The 16,852-nt window shown below is 63.3% G+C and carries 11 protein-coding genes; 6 read left to right on the top strand and 5 right to left on the bottom strand.

All coding sequences use genetic code 11. The features are described 5' to 3' along the window. The first annotated feature begins 175 nt into the window (after nucleotides 1-175). Complete coding sequence (locus tag ABMD26_RS21590) at nucleotides 176-820, top strand: response regulator (RefSeq protein WP_167649307.1); 645 nt, start codon at nucleotides 176-178, stop codon at nucleotides 818-820. 16 nt (nucleotides 821-836) lie between these two features. Here ABMD26_RS21590 and gorA read toward each other — a convergent pair whose 3' ends face one another. Continuing rightward, the gene (gene gorA / locus ABMD26_RS21585; RefSeq protein WP_134722460.1) at nucleotides 837-2,195 is read right to left on the bottom strand and encodes a glutathione-disulfide reductase; all 1,359 of its coding nucleotides are present in this window, start codon (nucleotides 2,193-2,195) and stop codon (nucleotides 837-839) included. A 105-nt stretch (nucleotides 2,196-2,300) separates the two neighbouring features. After that, entirely contained in the window at nucleotides 2,301-3,143 is an 843-nt protein-coding gene (galU, locus tag ABMD26_RS21580) for a UTP--glucose-1-phosphate uridylyltransferase GalU (RefSeq protein ID WP_049859454.1), read from the bottom strand. A gap of 260 nt (nucleotides 3,144-3,403) precedes the next feature. Between galU and ABMD26_RS21575 the strand changes: the two genes are divergently transcribed. Beyond that, nucleotides 3,404-3,694 (top strand): hypothetical protein, encoded by a 291-nt coding sequence (locus tag ABMD26_RS21575; RefSeq protein WP_502948327.1) that lies wholly within the window; start codon nucleotides 3,404-3,406, stop codon nucleotides 3,692-3,694. Nucleotides 3,695-3,701: 7 nt separating this feature from the next. Here ABMD26_RS21575 and ABMD26_RS21570 read toward each other — a convergent pair whose 3' ends face one another. Beyond that, nucleotides 3,702-4,052 (bottom strand): hypothetical protein, encoded by a 351-nt coding sequence (locus ABMD26_RS21570; RefSeq protein ID WP_354311735.1) that lies wholly within the window; start codon nucleotides 4,050-4,052, stop codon nucleotides 3,702-3,704. Nucleotides 4,053-4,186: 134 nt separating this feature from the next. Here ABMD26_RS21570 and ABMD26_RS21565 point away from each other — a divergent pair, with 134 nt between their 5' ends. The 4 genes from ABMD26_RS21565 (at nucleotide 4,187) to ABMD26_RS21550 (ending at nucleotide 7,101) form a co-directional block, all read left to right on the top strand. Then, nucleotides 4,187-4,489 carry a DUF1883 domain-containing protein gene (locus ABMD26_RS21565; RefSeq protein WP_049859451.1) on the top strand — a complete coding sequence of 101 codons (303 nt, stop codon included), beginning with the start codon at nucleotides 4,187-4,189 and terminating at the stop codon, nucleotides 4,487-4,489. A gap of 13 nt (nucleotides 4,490-4,502) precedes the next feature. Then, nucleotides 4,503-4,664: a hypothetical protein gene (locus ABMD26_RS21560; RefSeq protein WP_090358484.1), complete on the top strand. Its 162-nt coding sequence runs from the start codon at nucleotides 4,503-4,505 to the stop codon at nucleotides 4,662-4,664. A gap of 300 nt (nucleotides 4,665-4,964) precedes the next feature. Then, entirely contained in the window at nucleotides 4,965-6,623 is a 1,659-nt protein-coding gene (locus ABMD26_RS21555) for a nitrite/sulfite reductase (RefSeq protein ID WP_134722461.1), read from the top strand. Beyond that, a complete protein-coding gene (locus tag ABMD26_RS21550; RefSeq protein ID WP_134722462.1) occupies nucleotides 6,607-7,101 on the top strand; it encodes a DUF934 domain-containing protein in 495 nt (164 codons plus the stop codon). Before ABMD26_RS21555 ends, ABMD26_RS21550 begins: the two co-directional genes overlap by 17 nt. A 56-nt stretch (nucleotides 7,102-7,157) precedes the next feature. Here the strand turns inward: ABMD26_RS21550 and ABMD26_RS21545 are convergent, their stop codons facing one another. Together ABMD26_RS21545 and ABMD26_RS21540 are read right to left on the bottom strand one after the other, a co-directional pair. Further along, nucleotides 7,158-12,395, bottom strand: a complete 5,238-nt coding sequence (locus tag ABMD26_RS21545; protein WP_354311734.1) for a dermonecrotic toxin domain-containing protein — start codon at nucleotides 12,393-12,395, stop codon at nucleotides 7,158-7,160. Between the two features lie 100 nt (nucleotides 12,396-12,495). Beyond that, complete coding sequence (locus tag ABMD26_RS21540) at nucleotides 12,496-16,818, bottom strand: NEL-type E3 ubiquitin ligase domain-containing protein (protein ID WP_354311733.1); 4,323 nt, start codon at nucleotides 16,816-16,818, stop codon at nucleotides 12,496-12,498. Between the last annotated feature and the right edge of the window lie 34 nt (nucleotides 16,819-16,852).

Raw genomic sequence — 16,852 nt, 5'->3', positions numbered from 1 at the left:
GCTACCGATTGGTTTTGCCTATCGAGGCTACCCATAATAAAGAAGAATTGTGAACAGAGGGCGATGCCGCCGCTTTTTGTCGACTTTTCTCACGCCTGCACCAACGCCTTCCTGACAGCCATGCCCCCACCTGACAGCTAGCATGGGGCCCGCTTTCGCAGATGAGATCAACCAGATGACTATCAAAACCATCGTGGCCGACGACCACTCGGCCGTTCGACTCGGGCTGCGCATCGCTCTGGAGCGTGCGCCGCGATCGCGCTTCAGCGTCATCGACGAAGCCGAGAGCGCCAGTCAGGTCCTCGAATGCCTGCAGCAGCACGCCTGTGATCTGCTGATCACCGACTACCGGATGCCTCAGGAGCAAGGCGGCGACGGCTTGGCCCTGTTGCGTCAGGTACGCCTTCTCTACCCACGCCTGCCCGTGCTGGTGTTGACTACGCTGGACAACCCCATGGTGCTGCGCGCCATTCTCGACAGCGGAGCGCGGGGCCTGTACGACAAGCAAGAATGCCTGAGCAACCTGAGCACGGCGGCTTACACCCTGATGCGCGGCAGCCACTACCTCAGCGCCCGCTTCACCCGGCGCCTGGCCGAACACGAAGTCGAACCCCGGGGCGCCCATGAGCGCCTCTCGACCCGTGAATTGGAAGTGCTGAAATTGCTGGTAGGCGGCATGAGCGGGCGTGACGTGGCTGCACATCTGGATCGCAGCGAGAAGACCATCAGCCGCCAGAAACGCTGCGCCATGGAAAAGCTGGGCATCAGCCACGATGCCGCGCTGCAGGAATACGCCGCCGTGGTTGGCCTGCCGGACTGACCGGCAGGCCCAGGACTCAGGCGTCCACCGGTGTGCGCATGGTGACGAACTCTTCGGCGGCCGTGGGATGCACGCCGATGGTTTCGTCGAAGACCTGCTTGGTCGCGCCAGCCTTCAATGCGATGGCGAGGCCCTGAACGATCTCGCCGGCATCGGGACCGACCATGTGGCATCCCAGCACCTTGTCGGTATCGGCATCGACCACCAGCTTCATCAGGGTGCGCTCCTGGCTGTGGGTCAGGCTGAACTGCATGGGCCGGAAACGGCTTTCGAAAATCTGCACCGAATGGCCCTGCTCGCGCGCTTCTTCCTCGGTCAAGCCGACGGTACCGATGTTCGGCAGGCTGAACACCGCCGTCGGAATGTGCTTGTAATCCACCGGGCGATACTGCTCGGGCTTGAACAGCCGACGCGCCACGGCCATACCCTCGGCCAAGGCCACGGGCGTGAGCTGTACCCGTCCAATCACGTCACCCAGCGCCAGGATCGACGGCTCGGTGGTCTGGAACTGCTCGTCGACCTGGATGAACCCCTTGTCGTCCAGCTTCACACCGGTGTTCTCCAGCCCCAGGTTGTCCAGCATCGGCCGGCGTCCGGTGGCGTAGAACACGCAATCGGCCGCCAACTCGCGGCCGTCCTTGAGGGTGACGTTGAGGCTGCCGTCATCGAGCTTGTCGATGCGGGCAATGTCGGCATTGAACTGCAGGTTCATGCCGCGCTTGGTCAGCTCTTCGCTCAAGTGCTTGCGCACCGAACCATCGAAGCCGCGCAGGAACATCTCGCCGCGGTACAGCAAGGTGGTTTCGCTGCCCAGGCCATTGAAGATCCCGGCGAATTCGACGGCGATGTAGCCGCCCCCTACCACGATCACTCGCTTGGGCAACTGCTCGAGGAAAAACGCCTCGTTCGACGTGATGGCATGCTCGCGCCCCGGTACGTCGGGGATCTGCGGCCAGCCACCGGTTGCCACGAGGATGTGCTCGGCGCTGAAGCGCTGGCCGTCCACTTCGACCGTGTGCGGGTCGACCAGGCGTGCATGGCCTTCGACCAGCTTGACGCCGCTGTTCACCAGCAGATTGCGGTAGATGCCATTGAGCCGTTCGATTTCCTTGTTCTTGTTGGCGATCAGCGTCGACCAATCGAACGAGGGTTTCTCCAGGCTCCAGCCAAAGCCGCTGGCATGGTCGAAGTCGTCGGCAAAGTGCGCGCCGTAAACCAGCAGTTTCTTCGGTACGCAGCCCACGTTGACGCAGGTCCCGCCCAGGTAGCGGCTCTCGGCCACCGCCACTTTTGCGCCGAAACCTGCGGCAAAACGCGCGGCGCGCACACCGCCGGAACCGGCGCCAATCACGAATAAATCGAAGTCATAGCTCATGTTGCTCTCCTGGCACCTGCACGACCCGCCACCGGGCCGTGGCCATAAAACGAGAACGCCGCTGTCCGAAGAGCAGCGGCGTCGATCATGCAAGCCGGTGAGGCGTCAGATGAACGCCTTGCCGGTTTTGTAGAAGTTTTCGAAACAGAAGTTGGTGGCGTCGATGTAGCCTTCCGCACCGCCGCAGTCGAAACGCTCGCCCTTGAATTTGTAGGCCAGTACGCAACCGTTCTGGGCCTGCTTCATCAGGGCATCGGTGATCTGGATCTCGCCACTCTTGCCTGGCTCGGTCTGTTCGATGAGGTCGAAGATGTCCGGGGTCAGGATGTAGCGGCCGATGATGGCCAGGTTCGATGGGGCATCTTCAGGCTTTGGCTTTTCAACCATGCTGGTAACGCGATAGATGTCTTCACGAATCATGTCACCGGCGATCACGCCGTACTTGTTCGTTTCCTGAGGATCGACTTCCTGAATGGCGACGATCGAGCAGCGGAACTGGTTGTACAGCTTGACCATCTGCTGCAGCACGCCGTCGCCTTCCAGATTCACGCACATGTCGTCCGCCAGGACCACGGCGAACGCCTCGTCGCCGATCAGTGGACGACCGCTGAGGATGGCGTGGCCCAGGCCCTTCATCTGCACCTGGCGGGTATAGGAGAAGGTGCACTGGTCGATCAGCTTGCGGATGCCGACCAGGTACTTCTCTTTCTCGGTGCCCTTGATCTGGGTTTCCAGCTCATAGCTGATGTCGAAGTGGTCTTCGATCGCGCGCTTGCCGCGACCGGTGACGATGGAGATCTGGCTCAGGCCAGCTTCCAGGGCTTCTTCGACGCCGTACTGGATCAGTGGCTTGTTGACGATCGGCAGCATTTCCTTGGGCATTGCTTTGGTCGCTGGAAGGAAGCGAGTACCGTAGCCGGCCGCTGGAAACAAGCATTTCTTGATCATGTGAGTCCTTACAAAAGAGCAATGCTGACGAGGTACGGCACAGTCGGTTTCAGGCGTCGACTACTTCACAATGTCTGCCGCTGGCCAATTGATTGGTTGATAGAGAAATCCTGGTGAAGATAGTTCCACTGCAGGGTAAATATTGCTACACCGCTTGAGCAACGGAAAATTTCCGCGCACAACTACCCTTGCCGCTTGCCAGTGTATAGCATTGGGCCACCGCATAGCGGCCCCCTTGTCTACCTGAAGAATCCCGCCTCATGAACACCCTCCTGCGCACTACCCTGTCCTGCATCGCCGTGCTCGCCGTTTCGGCCTGCGCGAGCACTTCCGCCACCATTTTGAAGAACGGCCAACAGGGCTTGAACATCGACTGTTCGGGTCAGGCCATGTCCTGGGACAAGTGCGACGAGCAGGCAAGACTCGAGTGCCCCGGCGGCTACCAGACGGTAGCGACTCAGGGCGTGCCGAGACGTGCTGACGAGGCTGGGCTGGCGGATGCCGACCTGGGCAACTACCAGACCCGCAGCCTGGTGGTGATCTGCAAATAGCGCCGGCTCAGCCGGAGATGCATTTCTCGGCCGCCTGGCGTACATCGGCCGGGCGCAGCGGTACGTTGGACAGGCGCTCGTGCACCTTGATGCTGCTGCCACCGGAACGATCGTCGACGATCAGCACGGCGGCCGGGTCCTTGGAAAGTTTCTGCGGAACGATGATGCGATAGCCGTCGTGTTTCTGTTCGATCAGCGACGGTCCGCGGCTGTTGCTCAGCTGAGCGACGACACAGGTGGAATATTCCTTGGGGGTCTTGCCGGAAATTACACTCATGGTCTCGGGGCTTTTCTCGATGTCCGTCACGGTGGCACAACCACCGAGCATTACCACTGCCGTCAACCAGGCCCACTTCATGATGCATCTCCGTCATTAAATACCCTGTGACCGCAAGGTCATGAATTTGCTCCATGCATCGGCAGAATTTATCCGCACGGCGATGCGCATGATATCGTTGCGCTTTTTTGCGCACCTGCAACTGTGGAGAGTCCATGAAATTCGTTCACCAGCGCGAGCACCTCAACGAAGACGATCTGGTCGTCATCGAATGCTCCCAGCGCTGCAACATCCGCCTGATGAGCGACGCCAACTTCCGCAGCTTCAAGAACGGTGGGCGACATACTTATCACGGCGGCGCGTTCGACACCTTCCCGGCCAAGATCACGGCGCCCAGCACCGGTTTCTGGAACATCACCATCGACACCGCCGGCACCAAGCTGTCGAGCGTCACGCGCAAGAGCACGTTCACCCACAAGATCAAGATCGTGCGCCGCACGGCTTCGAAATTCACCTGATGCAGGGGCACCCATGATCAAGTACGTGATCCGCTACAACCTCGATGGGCAGCGTCGCTGGGACTTCGCGCACCTGGAAACGGGCTCGCTGGAAGAAGCGAAGGCGGCGTTGGTGGCCCTGCATGGCGACGCCGCGGCGAACATCAGCGACATCCATATCAGCAAGGCGCTCTGATCCCGCTGATGCGGGCATATCCTCTCCTGTGGGAGCGGGCTCTGCCCGCGAAAAGATCGGTGTGGTTCCGCAGGCACTGCGCGGTGTGCCCTTCGCGGGCAGAGCCCGCTCCCACAGCATGACCGCTCCCACAGGGTGAAGACTCCCACGTGCATATGCATTCTGGTTCGGTGCATATACTCAAACGTCACTTTTACGTCTATTTACAAACTGTTATCTTCCGTCGGCTCTGCTAAGAGTGCGCGACCGTGCGCGTGCTTTTTCTGATGATGCGAAAGACAGCCTGAGAACAGGATCACCATGTACGTTTATGACGAGTACGATCAACGGATCATCGAGGACCGCGTCAAGCAGTTCCGGGATCAGACCCGCCGCTACCTGGCTGGCGAACTGAGCGAAGAAGAATTTCGCCCGCTGCGCCTGCAGAACGGCCTGTACATCCAGCGTTTTGCCCCGATGCTGCGCGTCGCCGTGCCCTACGGCCAGCTGACATCGCGCCAGACGCGCATGATGGCCAAGATCGCTCGCGATTACGACAAAGGCTACGCCCACATCAGCACCCGGCAGAACGTGCAGTTCAACTGGCCGGCCGTGGAAGACATTCCGGACATCCTCGCCGAACTGGCCACCGTGCAGATGCACGCGATCCAGACCAGCGGCAACTGCCTGCGCAACGTCACCACCGACCAGTTCGCCGGCGTTGCCGCCGACGAGGTGATCGACCCGCGCCCCTGGTGCGAGATCGTTCGTCAGTGGACCACTTTCCACCCCGAATTCGCCTACCTGCCGCGCAAGTTCAAGATTGCCGTCAATGGCGCCAGCACCGACCGTGCCGCCATCGAGGTGCACGACATCGGCCTTGAGCCCGTGCACAACGACGCCGGCGAGCTGGGCTTCCGCGTCCTGGTCGGTGGCGGCCTGGGCCGCACGCCGGTAGTCGGCGCGTTCATCAACGAGTTCCTGCCCTGGCAGGACCTGCTCAGCTACCTGGACGCCATCCTGCGCGTGTACAACCGCTATGGCCGTCGCGACAACAAGTACAAGGCGCGCATCAAGATCCTGGTCAAGGCGCTGACGCCGGAAGTCTTCGCCCAGAAAGTCGATGCCGAGATGGAGCACCTGCGTGGCGGCAGCACGACCCTGACCGAGGCCGAACTGCACCGCGTGGCCAAGCACTTCGTCGACCCGGACTACAAGGCACTGCCTGATTTCGCGGCCGACCTGGCCCAGCTCGACAGCGAGCACCCCGGCTTCGCCCGCTGGCGTTCGCGCAACACCCTGGCGCACAAGAAGCCCGGCTACGTGGCGGTAACCCTGTCGCTCAAGCCGACCGGCGTGGCCCCCGGCGACCTGACCGACAAGCAGCTTGACGCCGTTGCCGATCTGGCCGACAAGTACAGCTTCGGCCAGCTGCGCACCTCCCATGAGCAGAACATCATTCTGGCCGACGTCGAACAGGCCCAGCTGTTCAGCCTGTGGAACGAGCTGCGCGAAGGCGGTTTTGCCACGCCGAACATTGGTCTGCTGACCGATATCATCTGCTGCCCAGGGGGTGATTTCTGCTCCCTGGCCAACGCCAAGTCGATTCCGATCGCCGAATCCATCCAGCGTCGTTTCGACGATCTGGACTACCTGTTCGACATCGGCGAGCTGGATCTCAACATCTCCGGTTGCATGAACGCCTGCGGTCACCATCACGTTGGCCACATCGGCATTCTGGGCGTGGACAAGAAAGGCGAAGAGTTCTACCAGGTGTCCCTGGGTGGCAGCGCCAGCCGCGACGCCAGCCTGGGCAAGATCCTGGGCCCCTCCTTCGCCCAGGAAGCCATGCCCGATGTCATTTCCAAGCTGATCGACGTGTACGTGGAAAAACGCACCGAAGACGAGCGTTTCATCGATACCTACCAGCGGATCGGCATCGACCCCTTCAAGGAGCGCGTCTATGCAGCGAATCATTAAGAACAACGAAGTTGTCGACGAAACCTGGCACCTGCTGCCCAAGGACACACCGTTCGACGGCATCAGCAACTGCGATGATCTGATCGTACCACTGGCCCTGTGGCGCGAACACGGTCCGGCGCTCCAGGCCCGCGATGGCGGCCTGGGCGTGTGGCTGGACAGTGACGAGGAAGCCGAAGAGATCGGCGAGGTGGCCAACCAGTTCGAGGTCATCGCCCTGAACTTCCCGGCATTCACCGATGGCCGCAACTACTCGAACGCACGCCTGTTGCGCGATCGCTATGGCTTCAAGGGTGAACTGCGCGCCATCGGCGACGTGCTGCGCGACCAACTGTTCTACCTGCACCGCTGCGGCTTCGATGCCTTCGCCTTGCGCGCCGACAAGGATCCGTACGAAGCACTGGAAAGTCTCAAGGACTTCTCCGTGAGCTACCAGGCGGCCACCGACGAACCGCTGCCGCTGTTCCGTCGTCGCTGAACCTAAAAAGGCTGGCGCGATTTACCTTGCGCCAGCCTTTTCATTGCACCGCCTCGTTACGCAACGTTCGCTGCGGTCACCTCCTCAGACAAGGTTCTGATCAGCCGTTGAGTCGCCTTGGTACGGCCCGTACTGATCGAGGCGTACATCTCCAACGCCGCCTGATCCGTCATGACGACACGCAATGGCTCCCCTTGCGCCCCGCCCCACAGGGTTTCCGGCGCCAAGTCGCTCAGCGCCTTGAGTACGGTGGCCAAAGTGTCCTGCTCGACGCTGAACGGGTCCAGCGTCCTGGCTTCTTCGAAATGAATCAGCACGTTCCCCCACAAGCTCTCGACCGCTTCGAACCGCTGCGGGTACACCCGCCGCAGGTACAGGCTCCAGAACGGCTGTTCGGCCAGCCAATCCAACATGCCGCTGGCGGTTTCATCCGTGAGCACGGCATTGCCCACTTGCCGGGTGGTCTCGGTGGAGAGGATTTCGCTGTACAGCATCGATGGCTGCGCGCGCAGCGCCAGGCGAGCCTGCAGACGGTTGCGCAACAGCAGACGGATCTCGACCTCATCGGGGTTGCCATCGAGCAGCTGGGCGTCCGTTATCTGATCCATGGGATGCAGCGCAGGTATTTCCAGGGCTTCCAGAATCAGCGCGGCACGCCGATTCAAGCGTCCCTGGGTGATGGCTGCGGCATACTCATCCACCAGCGCCGCGCGGTACAGCTGACGCCCCAAGCCCAGCAACGGACGCAGCATCGCCTCTCCACCGGCCATGGCCGAGGACGCAGCCTGCCAGGCCAGCGTTCGCGTTTCGAAATAATCCAGCACGATGCTCATGCCATCCCCGCAGCTGCCGTCGACCAAGGTGGCGTGCTCGAACAGTTGCTCACGCAAGTCGCCCGTTCCCAGCCCGTCGCCGGGTGCCTGGGCATCGGCAACCACCGCGCGCATTACCGACCACATGCGCGCCTTGAAGGGCTCGGGGTGGCGTTTGTAGGCGTCCGTGGACGTCAGGCGCGCCATGACTCGGTAGAAGGCGGCCGCTTCCGGCGTGTTCTGGTCCGCCTCGATACTGGCACGCAAGTCATGGGGACAATCGGTAAGCCAGGCGTTGCTGGTCTGATTCTGCGCACTGCTTGCGGTGTTCCGGTCGCCGGCCTGGAAATCGATGCGTGCCCGCCGCAGGCGCCGCCGTGAGAGCTCCGACAGTGGGTTGCGGTCGAGGTTGATGTGGAACTGCTCACGCAGTATGAAGGAGCGCATCATGGTGACGTAGGTGGTTTCAGCCAGGTCGGGCAGCTCGGTCAGGTTGTTGTCGCTCAGGTTGATCCAGCGTAACGGCGTGGCGTGACGATTCATCAGGAAGCTCAAGCCCTCTGGCCATTGTGTGAGGCCGGTGGATTGCAGGATCAGCTTTTCCAGCATGCGCATGCGGGCCACATCCGGCGCCTGCCCCAGTTCATTGAAGCTCAGGTTCAGTGATCGGAGACGTGTCAGGCGGCTGAGTGCCTGGCGCCCCTGATCGGTCAGGCTCATCAAGGTGTTTTTCAACGACAGTTCTTCCAACTGATTCATGTGCCCCAGGATCGCCATGCCCCGGTCGTCGAAGCTGAACGCATTGTTGGCCAGAATCAGAGAGCGCAGCTGTTTGAGGCGTGACAGGCTGGTCATGGCCTGCTCGCCGAGCAACAGCGGCTGCTCGCGACCGTCGACGATGGTCGAAACACATGCGCGGTCCATGTTGAGGACTTGGATGACGCTGCTGTCGTCCTTGGCCAGCTCGGCGAACACGTCCGGCACCGGTTCCATCACATTGAGCTGCAGGTCCAGGTGCGTCAGTGCCGTGAGCTCCTTGATCTGCGACGGAATGGCCCGCAGGAAATTCTGACCCAGGGACAACTTCTGAAGCCTCGGGAATCGCGAAAGAAAGAAGGACGGGTCTGCCGACAGCTGCATGCGCTCCATCTTGAGCTCGACGATATGGCTGAAGTCGGCGGTGATCAGCGGCAACTCACCGAGGGTCCGGCCGCTGAGGTTGACTCGGCGTGTTTCGCCCCGCCAGGCCCTGAGCAGGCGGTTACGCACTTCGGCGCGGGCGGCGGCGTACTCGGGCAGTGCTCGGCTCCACAGCTCCAGCGAACTGTCCAATACCTTGTACTCTTGCTCCAGACGCTGAATCGCCAGTTCGAAGCTTTCACCCGGACGGCGCAGCACGTCGCGTAGCGCGGCCATGTCCCTATAACTGAGGCTGGGGTACAACGCACGCAAGCGCCGCCGCTGGCCCCAGGAGGCCTCTGCCCGACCGCTCAGGGTGTAACCGGTCCCCTGCTCGGTGAGCTGGGGCAGTTTGAACCACGGCTGTATCACCCTCTGCCCGAGTAGTAGACCCGCGCGCGTTCGGTCGCTTGCGGCCTGTGCCGACAGGCTTTTGCGCAGCCCTCGGCTGTCGTGGCGCGAGAGCGACAGTGCCTTCAGTTCGACATCCGGCAAGGCACTGCACAGCGCCGCGAACACATCCTGCTGGCCGCCCAGCGCCTGCTCCAGCGCGTCGAACGCCTGGTATTGCCCGTCTTGACTGACCAGATACTTCACCTCGCTGGCCGCTTCACTGCCCACCGTTGCCAACGTGCGACCCTGCAGGTACCCGGCATGCAGCTCGATTCGAGTATGACCGGTCCAGCCGGGCAGTTGGGCAAGCAGGCCGAGGGCCAGGGTGTCGCGATCTTCGGAAGTGAAAGCTGGATCGATCAGCCCCTCGCACGCCCGATTCAGCCGCTGTACGCGCAGGTACAGACGTGCTTGCTCGGTCAGGCGCACGGACAGCCGTCCGCTACCACGTAACTGGCTCAGCTCCCAGTCCAGCGCCTGCGCGGCCAGGTCGTTGGCTGCTCGCCCGGACAATCCGGGGAACAGGCGTTTGATGGGCGCCGCTTCCTTGGTCAGTTTAGGCTCCTGGTGGGCATAGAGTCCGTCGGCAATGTCCGCACTGGCCGCCTGCACCTGATCGGCCAGGGCCTGGGCCAATGCCGAGGATTGGCCCTGTACGGAGTTCTCGACGCTGTCCGGAAACAGACGCTGCTTCTGCGTGTCGTCGAGCTGCTCGACGATGCGTTCGCACAGCTTGCCCGCCAGCCAGTCGCTGCGCTGGACCACGATCGGCTCGGCGTGCCCGGCGCCGTACTGCACGGCATGACCGTCCTCGGCGACCACGCGCAGGGTCCAGCTTTGCGGCCAGCCGGCAACACGCTGCAGCAGTGGCAGACAGTAGGCAGCGCCCTCCCCGGGCGGCTGCGCCTGCCGAACCTGCGTAACCAGGCGCTCGACATCGCGCCGGGCGCGGTAACGCAACAACGCGTCCTGCAACAGCACAGGGGCTTGCTGTCGGTTCACGTGGGCTTCGCGCAATTGCTCGGGGGAAATCCCACAGGCGTCGTTGACCTGCAGCAGCTCGGCATCGCTCAGACGATCGGTGATGGCGCCAAACCGGCGCAACAGTTGCGCACCTTGCCACTGCAGTGGCTGCTCGTGAACGTGCTGCCACGCCCCGGCCCTGTTATGGGTCAGCACCGGGCGATAGGTGTCGCGCAGCCTGGGATGGTCGATGACCCATTGCCCACTCGTTTCATCCTGCACGTGCTGGTAGTAGTGCTGGTCGATGCGCACATAGGTACGGTCGTTGAACCGATACTGGCCCAGAGCATTGGGCATAGCGTCGGCGGGCAGGCTGATGTCGGTGGCATACGCCGTCAGGTCCGGATTCAGCAGGCGTGGCTTGCCTGCGCTGTCGATGACCGGGACAAGCGCCTCCATGAACGGTGAGTGCGCCAGAGCGATGCTGGCTGCGGCACCGCTGGCCAGCAATGCTACGTTCTGTGCCACGGCGCCGAATTGGCTGATCGCTTCCACCGTCTGCCCGTGTTTCCAGTCATCGACGCCCAGGCACAGGTCCTTGACCAGTTCGACAGCGCCGACCGCCAGTGCCAGTTCCCCAGCCCCAGGCACGACGAACGTGGCGATATCGAATGCGCTGGCCAACACCCCTTCCCACCACGCAACACGCTGCTCTCGCGCCAATTGATCCTCGTCATCGGTGGGTACCACCGCCAGGCGCACCGTTTCTCCCAACTTGATCAGTTGCTGGCTATACAGCAGGTGCACCAGCTTGCCCTCGACCGGATACACACGCAGGCCGATGTCCGCGTCAGGGTTGGGGACCGGTGGTTTGACGAATTGGCCAGGCACGATCCAGGGTACCGGCGACAAGGTGTTGACCAGACGCTCGGTAAACGCCGCCTGGCTGCGCTGAGCGACGAAGCGCCCGAAATAGTCACGGTAAGGCACCTCGCGCAATCTCTCACGCAGGGTATCGGCGAACGCCTGCCGTGAGGCGTACTCCCTGAGTGCATGGGTCGGCTCGCCGGGCATGTAGGCCAGGCAGGCCGAACCGTTCACCTGTTCGATCAGCACCATGCCCAACAGGCTGTACCCCTTGGTCAGCGGCGTATGCAGCAACCCCAGCTGGCAGAACCGCAGCGACTTGCCCTCCCAGCTAGCGGGCTGCAAGTCCCTGGGTTGCGTGATCTGCTTGACTGCCCGATAGGCCGCTTCGCTGATGTATCCGCGGATCCGCGCGGTCACGGCCGCGGCGTCCAGATGGTCGCGTATGGCCAGGTTGAACCGGCCGGCAGTGTCGGCCTGTTCGAGATCTTCGCTGGGCGCCTGACCGAGTGGGCGGAACACCGCCTTGAAGTGCGCCTGGTACTGACGGCCCAGATCCAGCTTGCGGACCAGGGCTGCGAAATCATGCACCTCAAGCTTGACCCGCGCGCTGTCCGGGTAGCGATACACCAGGCTGCCGTCGTCATCGAGGGTAAAACCGAAGACGCCAACCGGCAGGATGACCGTACCCTCCTCCAGCCCCCCGGGCCTCGCTTCGGCAGGCAGGAAGTTCTGCAAGGCCGCTTCGAGCAGGGTTTGGTGCCTGGGCGTCAGTTGGGTGGTCAGCCCGTCACGGGTGCGCACCATGCGAATCAGTTCGTGCTTGTTCACGTCCAGCGCAAGCGTCGGGTAGGCCTTTTGCAGCGCTGCCTGCAACAACGGCGCGCAGAACGCGGCAGGCGTCTGCAAGCGCGCGCTGACCTGGGCGGCATCCGCACTGGACCGCACACTGAGCAACGAACTGGCGAAATAAGCCTCGCGCAACGCCGGTGCCGCCGCCGTCAACCACGACGGCAACACCGCTTCGATCAGGGCCTGGTGGGAAGCCGCTTCGCCGGTCACGGCAGAATCAAGGGTCATGCTTGTGCTCCATGGCAATGCCCGCCACGGGGTGTAGCGGGCAGAGCGCCAGTGGAACAAAGCCCCACGCTGTGGTTGAGGTAGATAGGTGTGTGCCCGCTCAGCCGTCCATGGCGTGTTCGGTCAGTGCCCTCAACAGACTTGCTTCGGCGGCGTGTCGCTCCACTTGCAGCGCCACCAGTCGCTCGTCGTACCCGTCATCGTAGGGTGCCGCTTCCAGCGCCTGCTGCCGTGCGACGAAAGGCGCCAGGGTCTGGCTCAGCCGCTCGGCGAACGCGCGGCGCAGGTAGCCCAGCCAGTAGTCCTGCACCATGTGCCACTCCAGCAAAGCCTCCCGCGTTTCGGCCTGATGAACCTGCTGCGCCGCGGCATCGAGCTGCTGCGCCGTGACCGGCTCGATATTGGCGAACAGCATGCCATGGGGTTGGTTGGGCAGCTCCAGGCGTTGCGCAAGGCCGATGCGGTAGGCCAGCAGCACCTCGACCTCCTCGAACTCGTCCGGCTCGATCTGCCGCGCTTGCACACGTCGCTGCGCCTCGGCACGGGCCAGCGATTCAACCTGGTTGAGCCGGAACAGGCTGCGCGAAGTCGCGAGCAGCTCGGTGGCCCGCTGCGGGCCGTCCAAGGTGGCATCGTTGGCCCTGGCGAACAGCAGCTGTGCCTCCAGATCATTGAACAGCGCGATGACTTGATCGCCACAGGCGTCCGGGCGCTGGGCGAGCAGGAACAACTCGTCACGCAACACGGGCGACTGGGCGGCGGCATCGATCACAGCCCAGGCGCGACTGGCCAGATTGTCCGGCACGAGCGCCTGGTCGGCGGTTTCGCCGAGGCGGTCGAGCAACTGGATGAAGCGCGTCGACCGAGGGTGTGCGCGAAGATCACGGAGTCGCTGCAGTCTCTCGGGACTGGCTGCGGCGGCCAGTATGTCCAGGTACTTGAAGGAAACGCCCACCGCCTGCAGCCGCCGGACACTGAGCTCGCTGAGCCCGGCATAGGAGATGATCAAGGGCGTTGCCACCTGCGGTTCTTCCTGAAAGAAGGCAAGTTCGGTCAGTGACGGCACGTCGACGATAGCGTTGTTGTCGAGCGCCACGCGGCGCAGCGTCAAAGGCTCACGGGACATCAGCTGCGTCAGCCCCCGAGGCCACTGCGTCAGGCCGCAGGCCCGCAGGTTGAGGGCGCCGATCACGGGCAGCCCCGCCAGGTCCAGGTGCTCGCCCAACGGATTGCCGGACAGGTCGAGGTAGTCCAGCAGCGGCAGCGAACACAACGCCTGCATGGCGGCCGGCGTCAGTCGTAGATTGTTGTCGCTCAGCCAGAGGTTTTCCAGCTGGGTCAGCCGAGCCAAGGTGGGCAGGTGCTCGGCCATGGCAACAGTGTCGGTGCCGCTGAGCACCAGGTAGCGCAGCGACGTCAGATCGCTCAATGCCTGTACCGCCGGTGCCGGAAGACGCACCGGATTGTTGCGCAGCACCAGCGCTTGCAGTCGATCGAGCCCGCGCAGGGCATCGAACATCGTCGGCGACGCCCTCAGCCGGTTGTTCTCCAGCGTCAGGGATTCCAGGTACGGTAACGCGGCCACCTCGGCCGGGATTTCGCTGAGCAGATTGCCTTGCAGGTCAAGCACGGTGAGGGTGGGGAAATTCAGCAGAAAGCCCGTCGGCAAACTTTCGAGTCCAGCGCCTTCCAGGGTGATGTAGGACACATGACTGAAATCGACCGTCAATGCCGGCAAAGCGCCGACCCGCAGCTCCGATAGGTCGAGGAAATACTGCGGCGGATCGCCTGCCAGCCCCTCTGCCAGCGGCGCCTGACGATGCCAGGCATCGCGCAGGCGCTGTGCGGCCAGGGTGCGATGCGCCGGGTCCACAGGCGCCGGGTTGCCATTTTCGTCCGCTACGGTCGCCGGCTGCAGGGCCCACTGGTTCAAGGCAGCCTCCAGTCGTGCGCCCTCCGCCTCGTGGCGAGCCTGCTCGAGGTCTGCCGCCATATGAGGCAACGCTGGCGCTTGTGCAGGACGGCCGCGGCCGCTGAGGCGATAGCCGATCCTGCCGTCGTCCAACCGCTCCGGCCCGTTGAAAGCGGGCATCCGACGCTGGCCGATGAGGCGCGCGGCACGCTCGCGGTCGGCCAGCGCAAGTTGAATGATGCGTTGAGCGGTGGCGGCTGCACGTTCGCGTTCAGGCAGCAGATCGAGCAGTCCCTGGCGTAGCCTGGCGGTGGCAGGGTTGGCCATGGACGGCCACACCAGCCCGCCGATGGCACGGTTCAGGTTGGCCTCGCGTATGCCCTCATGGGCCTTCAGCGCCAACCGCAGGGGGACTCGCTGGCGCTGCGTCAGTTGCAGGCGCTCCTGCGCGTTGGCCTGACGATACAGCGCTTCGCCCAGCTCCCAGGGCAGGCGCGGAAAGTCGCGACGCAGCGCGGCGGCGGCATGCTCGGCGGGCCACTCATGAGGTTGCGACTTCATCCCCTGAGCGGCGCGAACGTCAGCGGCGACCAGGCGCAGGGTTGCCGGAAGTGGCAAACCCTGGACGTGGATCTGACGGATCTGCGCGGCGGAGATCCCCGTGACTTGGCGGATGCGCTGCAGCGTGCCTGGCGTAAACCCCTCGAACACCGGCCCCAAGCGGCTCATGGCCTGTTCGACGTTCCATGTGGTCGGGTCTTCATGGGCCGCCCGCCAGGCGCCTTCGCCATTGTGCTCGAGCGCCACCCGCAATCCCCGTTGGGGGTCGGGATGTTCCAGGTACCAGCGGCCGAGCTCGACGTCCTCGCTCTGCCGGTACGCAATGCCGTCCAGTTTGATATAGCGGTCAGCCCCCTGCCGATACTGGCCAGCAGGGTCCGCTTGCAGATGCACGGGCAAGGGTTCGGGGCTGGCAAAATCGGTCAGTTTCAGGTTGCACAACCGTGTCGCGCCGTGGCGGTCGACCACCGGCAGCATCCCCTCGACGAAGGGCGAGCGTGCCAAGGTGATCTCGGCCGCCGAGGTGGCGGCGATCAAGGCCGCATTTTCGGCCACACTGAACAGGTGATCCAGGGCCTCCTGGGTCTGCCCGTGCTCCCAATCGTCGATGCCCACGAACACCTCGCCCAGCAACTGGGCGGTGCCAACGGCGGCCATCAATACACCGATGCCAGGAACGAAGAACGCCGACGCATTGAGCAGCGTGGTACCCCACTCCAGGTACTTGAGCAGACGCGCCTCACGGGCAGCCCGGTCGACCTCGGCAGTGGGCACCACGAAGGTCCGCGCGTTGGCGACAAGCATGCCCAACGCATCTTCGTACAGGCGCTCGACCACACCACCGACACGGGGCTCGAGTCGCACGCCGATATCGGCGTTCGGGTCATCGACCCGGCCTTTGGGCGTCCACAGGGAAAACGCTTCGGGCCGCAACGTGTCGTTCAAACGCTCGAAGAAGCCATGGCGCTCCGCCTCGCAGATGAACCGCGCAAAATAGTCGGCATAACCGGGGCGCCGCAGCTTTTCGCGCAATGCGTCGGCGAACGCCTGCACGCTGGTGTATTGCTTGAGAGGCGAGTCCGGATCACCTGGCAGATAGACCACACACGCCGCATCGGCGCTGGCAGATGCCTGAACCACGAACATGCCCGACAACACCGTGCCGCTCCTGAACCAGGTGACCAAGGCGCGCACCCCGGAAACCACGACCGGCGTGCCGTTCCAACTGACGTCGCTGGAAGGCCCGCGCAACAATTGCTGCAGCACCTGTTCACACTGGGCCGTGATGTCACCGCGCAGCAGCGAACGGGCCATCTGTGCTTTCAGATCACTGCGAAAGCTGGCTTCCAGCCGTTCGCGTGCACTGCCAGCGTTCGACTCGTCGGTGTGAAAGACCTGCTGCACATGCTCTTGATAGGCCTGGCCCAGATCGATTTCCCGGCAGGCACGAGCAAACTGTTCGGGTGTGATGGACAGCACCTGGCTACGGTCCAGACGCCAGGCCAACCGGGGTCCCACCTCCAACTTGAGGGCGCGGGCCGGCACCAGCAAGGTATCGCTGTCATAAGCCCCCGGTTCACTTTCCTCGGGCCCGAAGTTGGCCATGGCCACTTCGAGCAAGCTCTGACGGCGCACGGAGGTCACGCGGCGGTCGATGCCGTAGCTGTACTCGAACCGGACCCATTGCGTGCCGTTCAGGTCCACGTCCTGATTGAAGCGCGAACGCAAGGCCGGAGCCAGACGCTCGGCGGCGAAGGTGGCGGGCGGCTTGACGGTGTTCATCAAGCTTCGCACCCGGAACTGCGCGGCATGACTGAGGGTCAGTGCCTGCTGGTACTCGGCACGGCCCTGGACGCTGGCACGGGTCAGCCAGGCGGGCAGCAGGCGAGCGACAAGATCATGGTTCGCAGGCACAGTGCCTGGACTCGGAGAAGGGATTTGCGGGGTCACGACACGGCTCCAGAAAGATTGCCCGGCAGCGAAA

The sequence above is a fragment of the Pseudomonas sp. PvP001 genome, assembly GCF_040546375.1.
Classification (GTDB): domain Bacteria; phylum Pseudomonadota; class Gammaproteobacteria; order Pseudomonadales; family Pseudomonadaceae; genus Aquipseudomonas; species Aquipseudomonas coleopterorum.
Note: the sequence above shows the minus strand (reverse complement) of the source record. Positions and strands in the feature narration are given on the sequence as shown.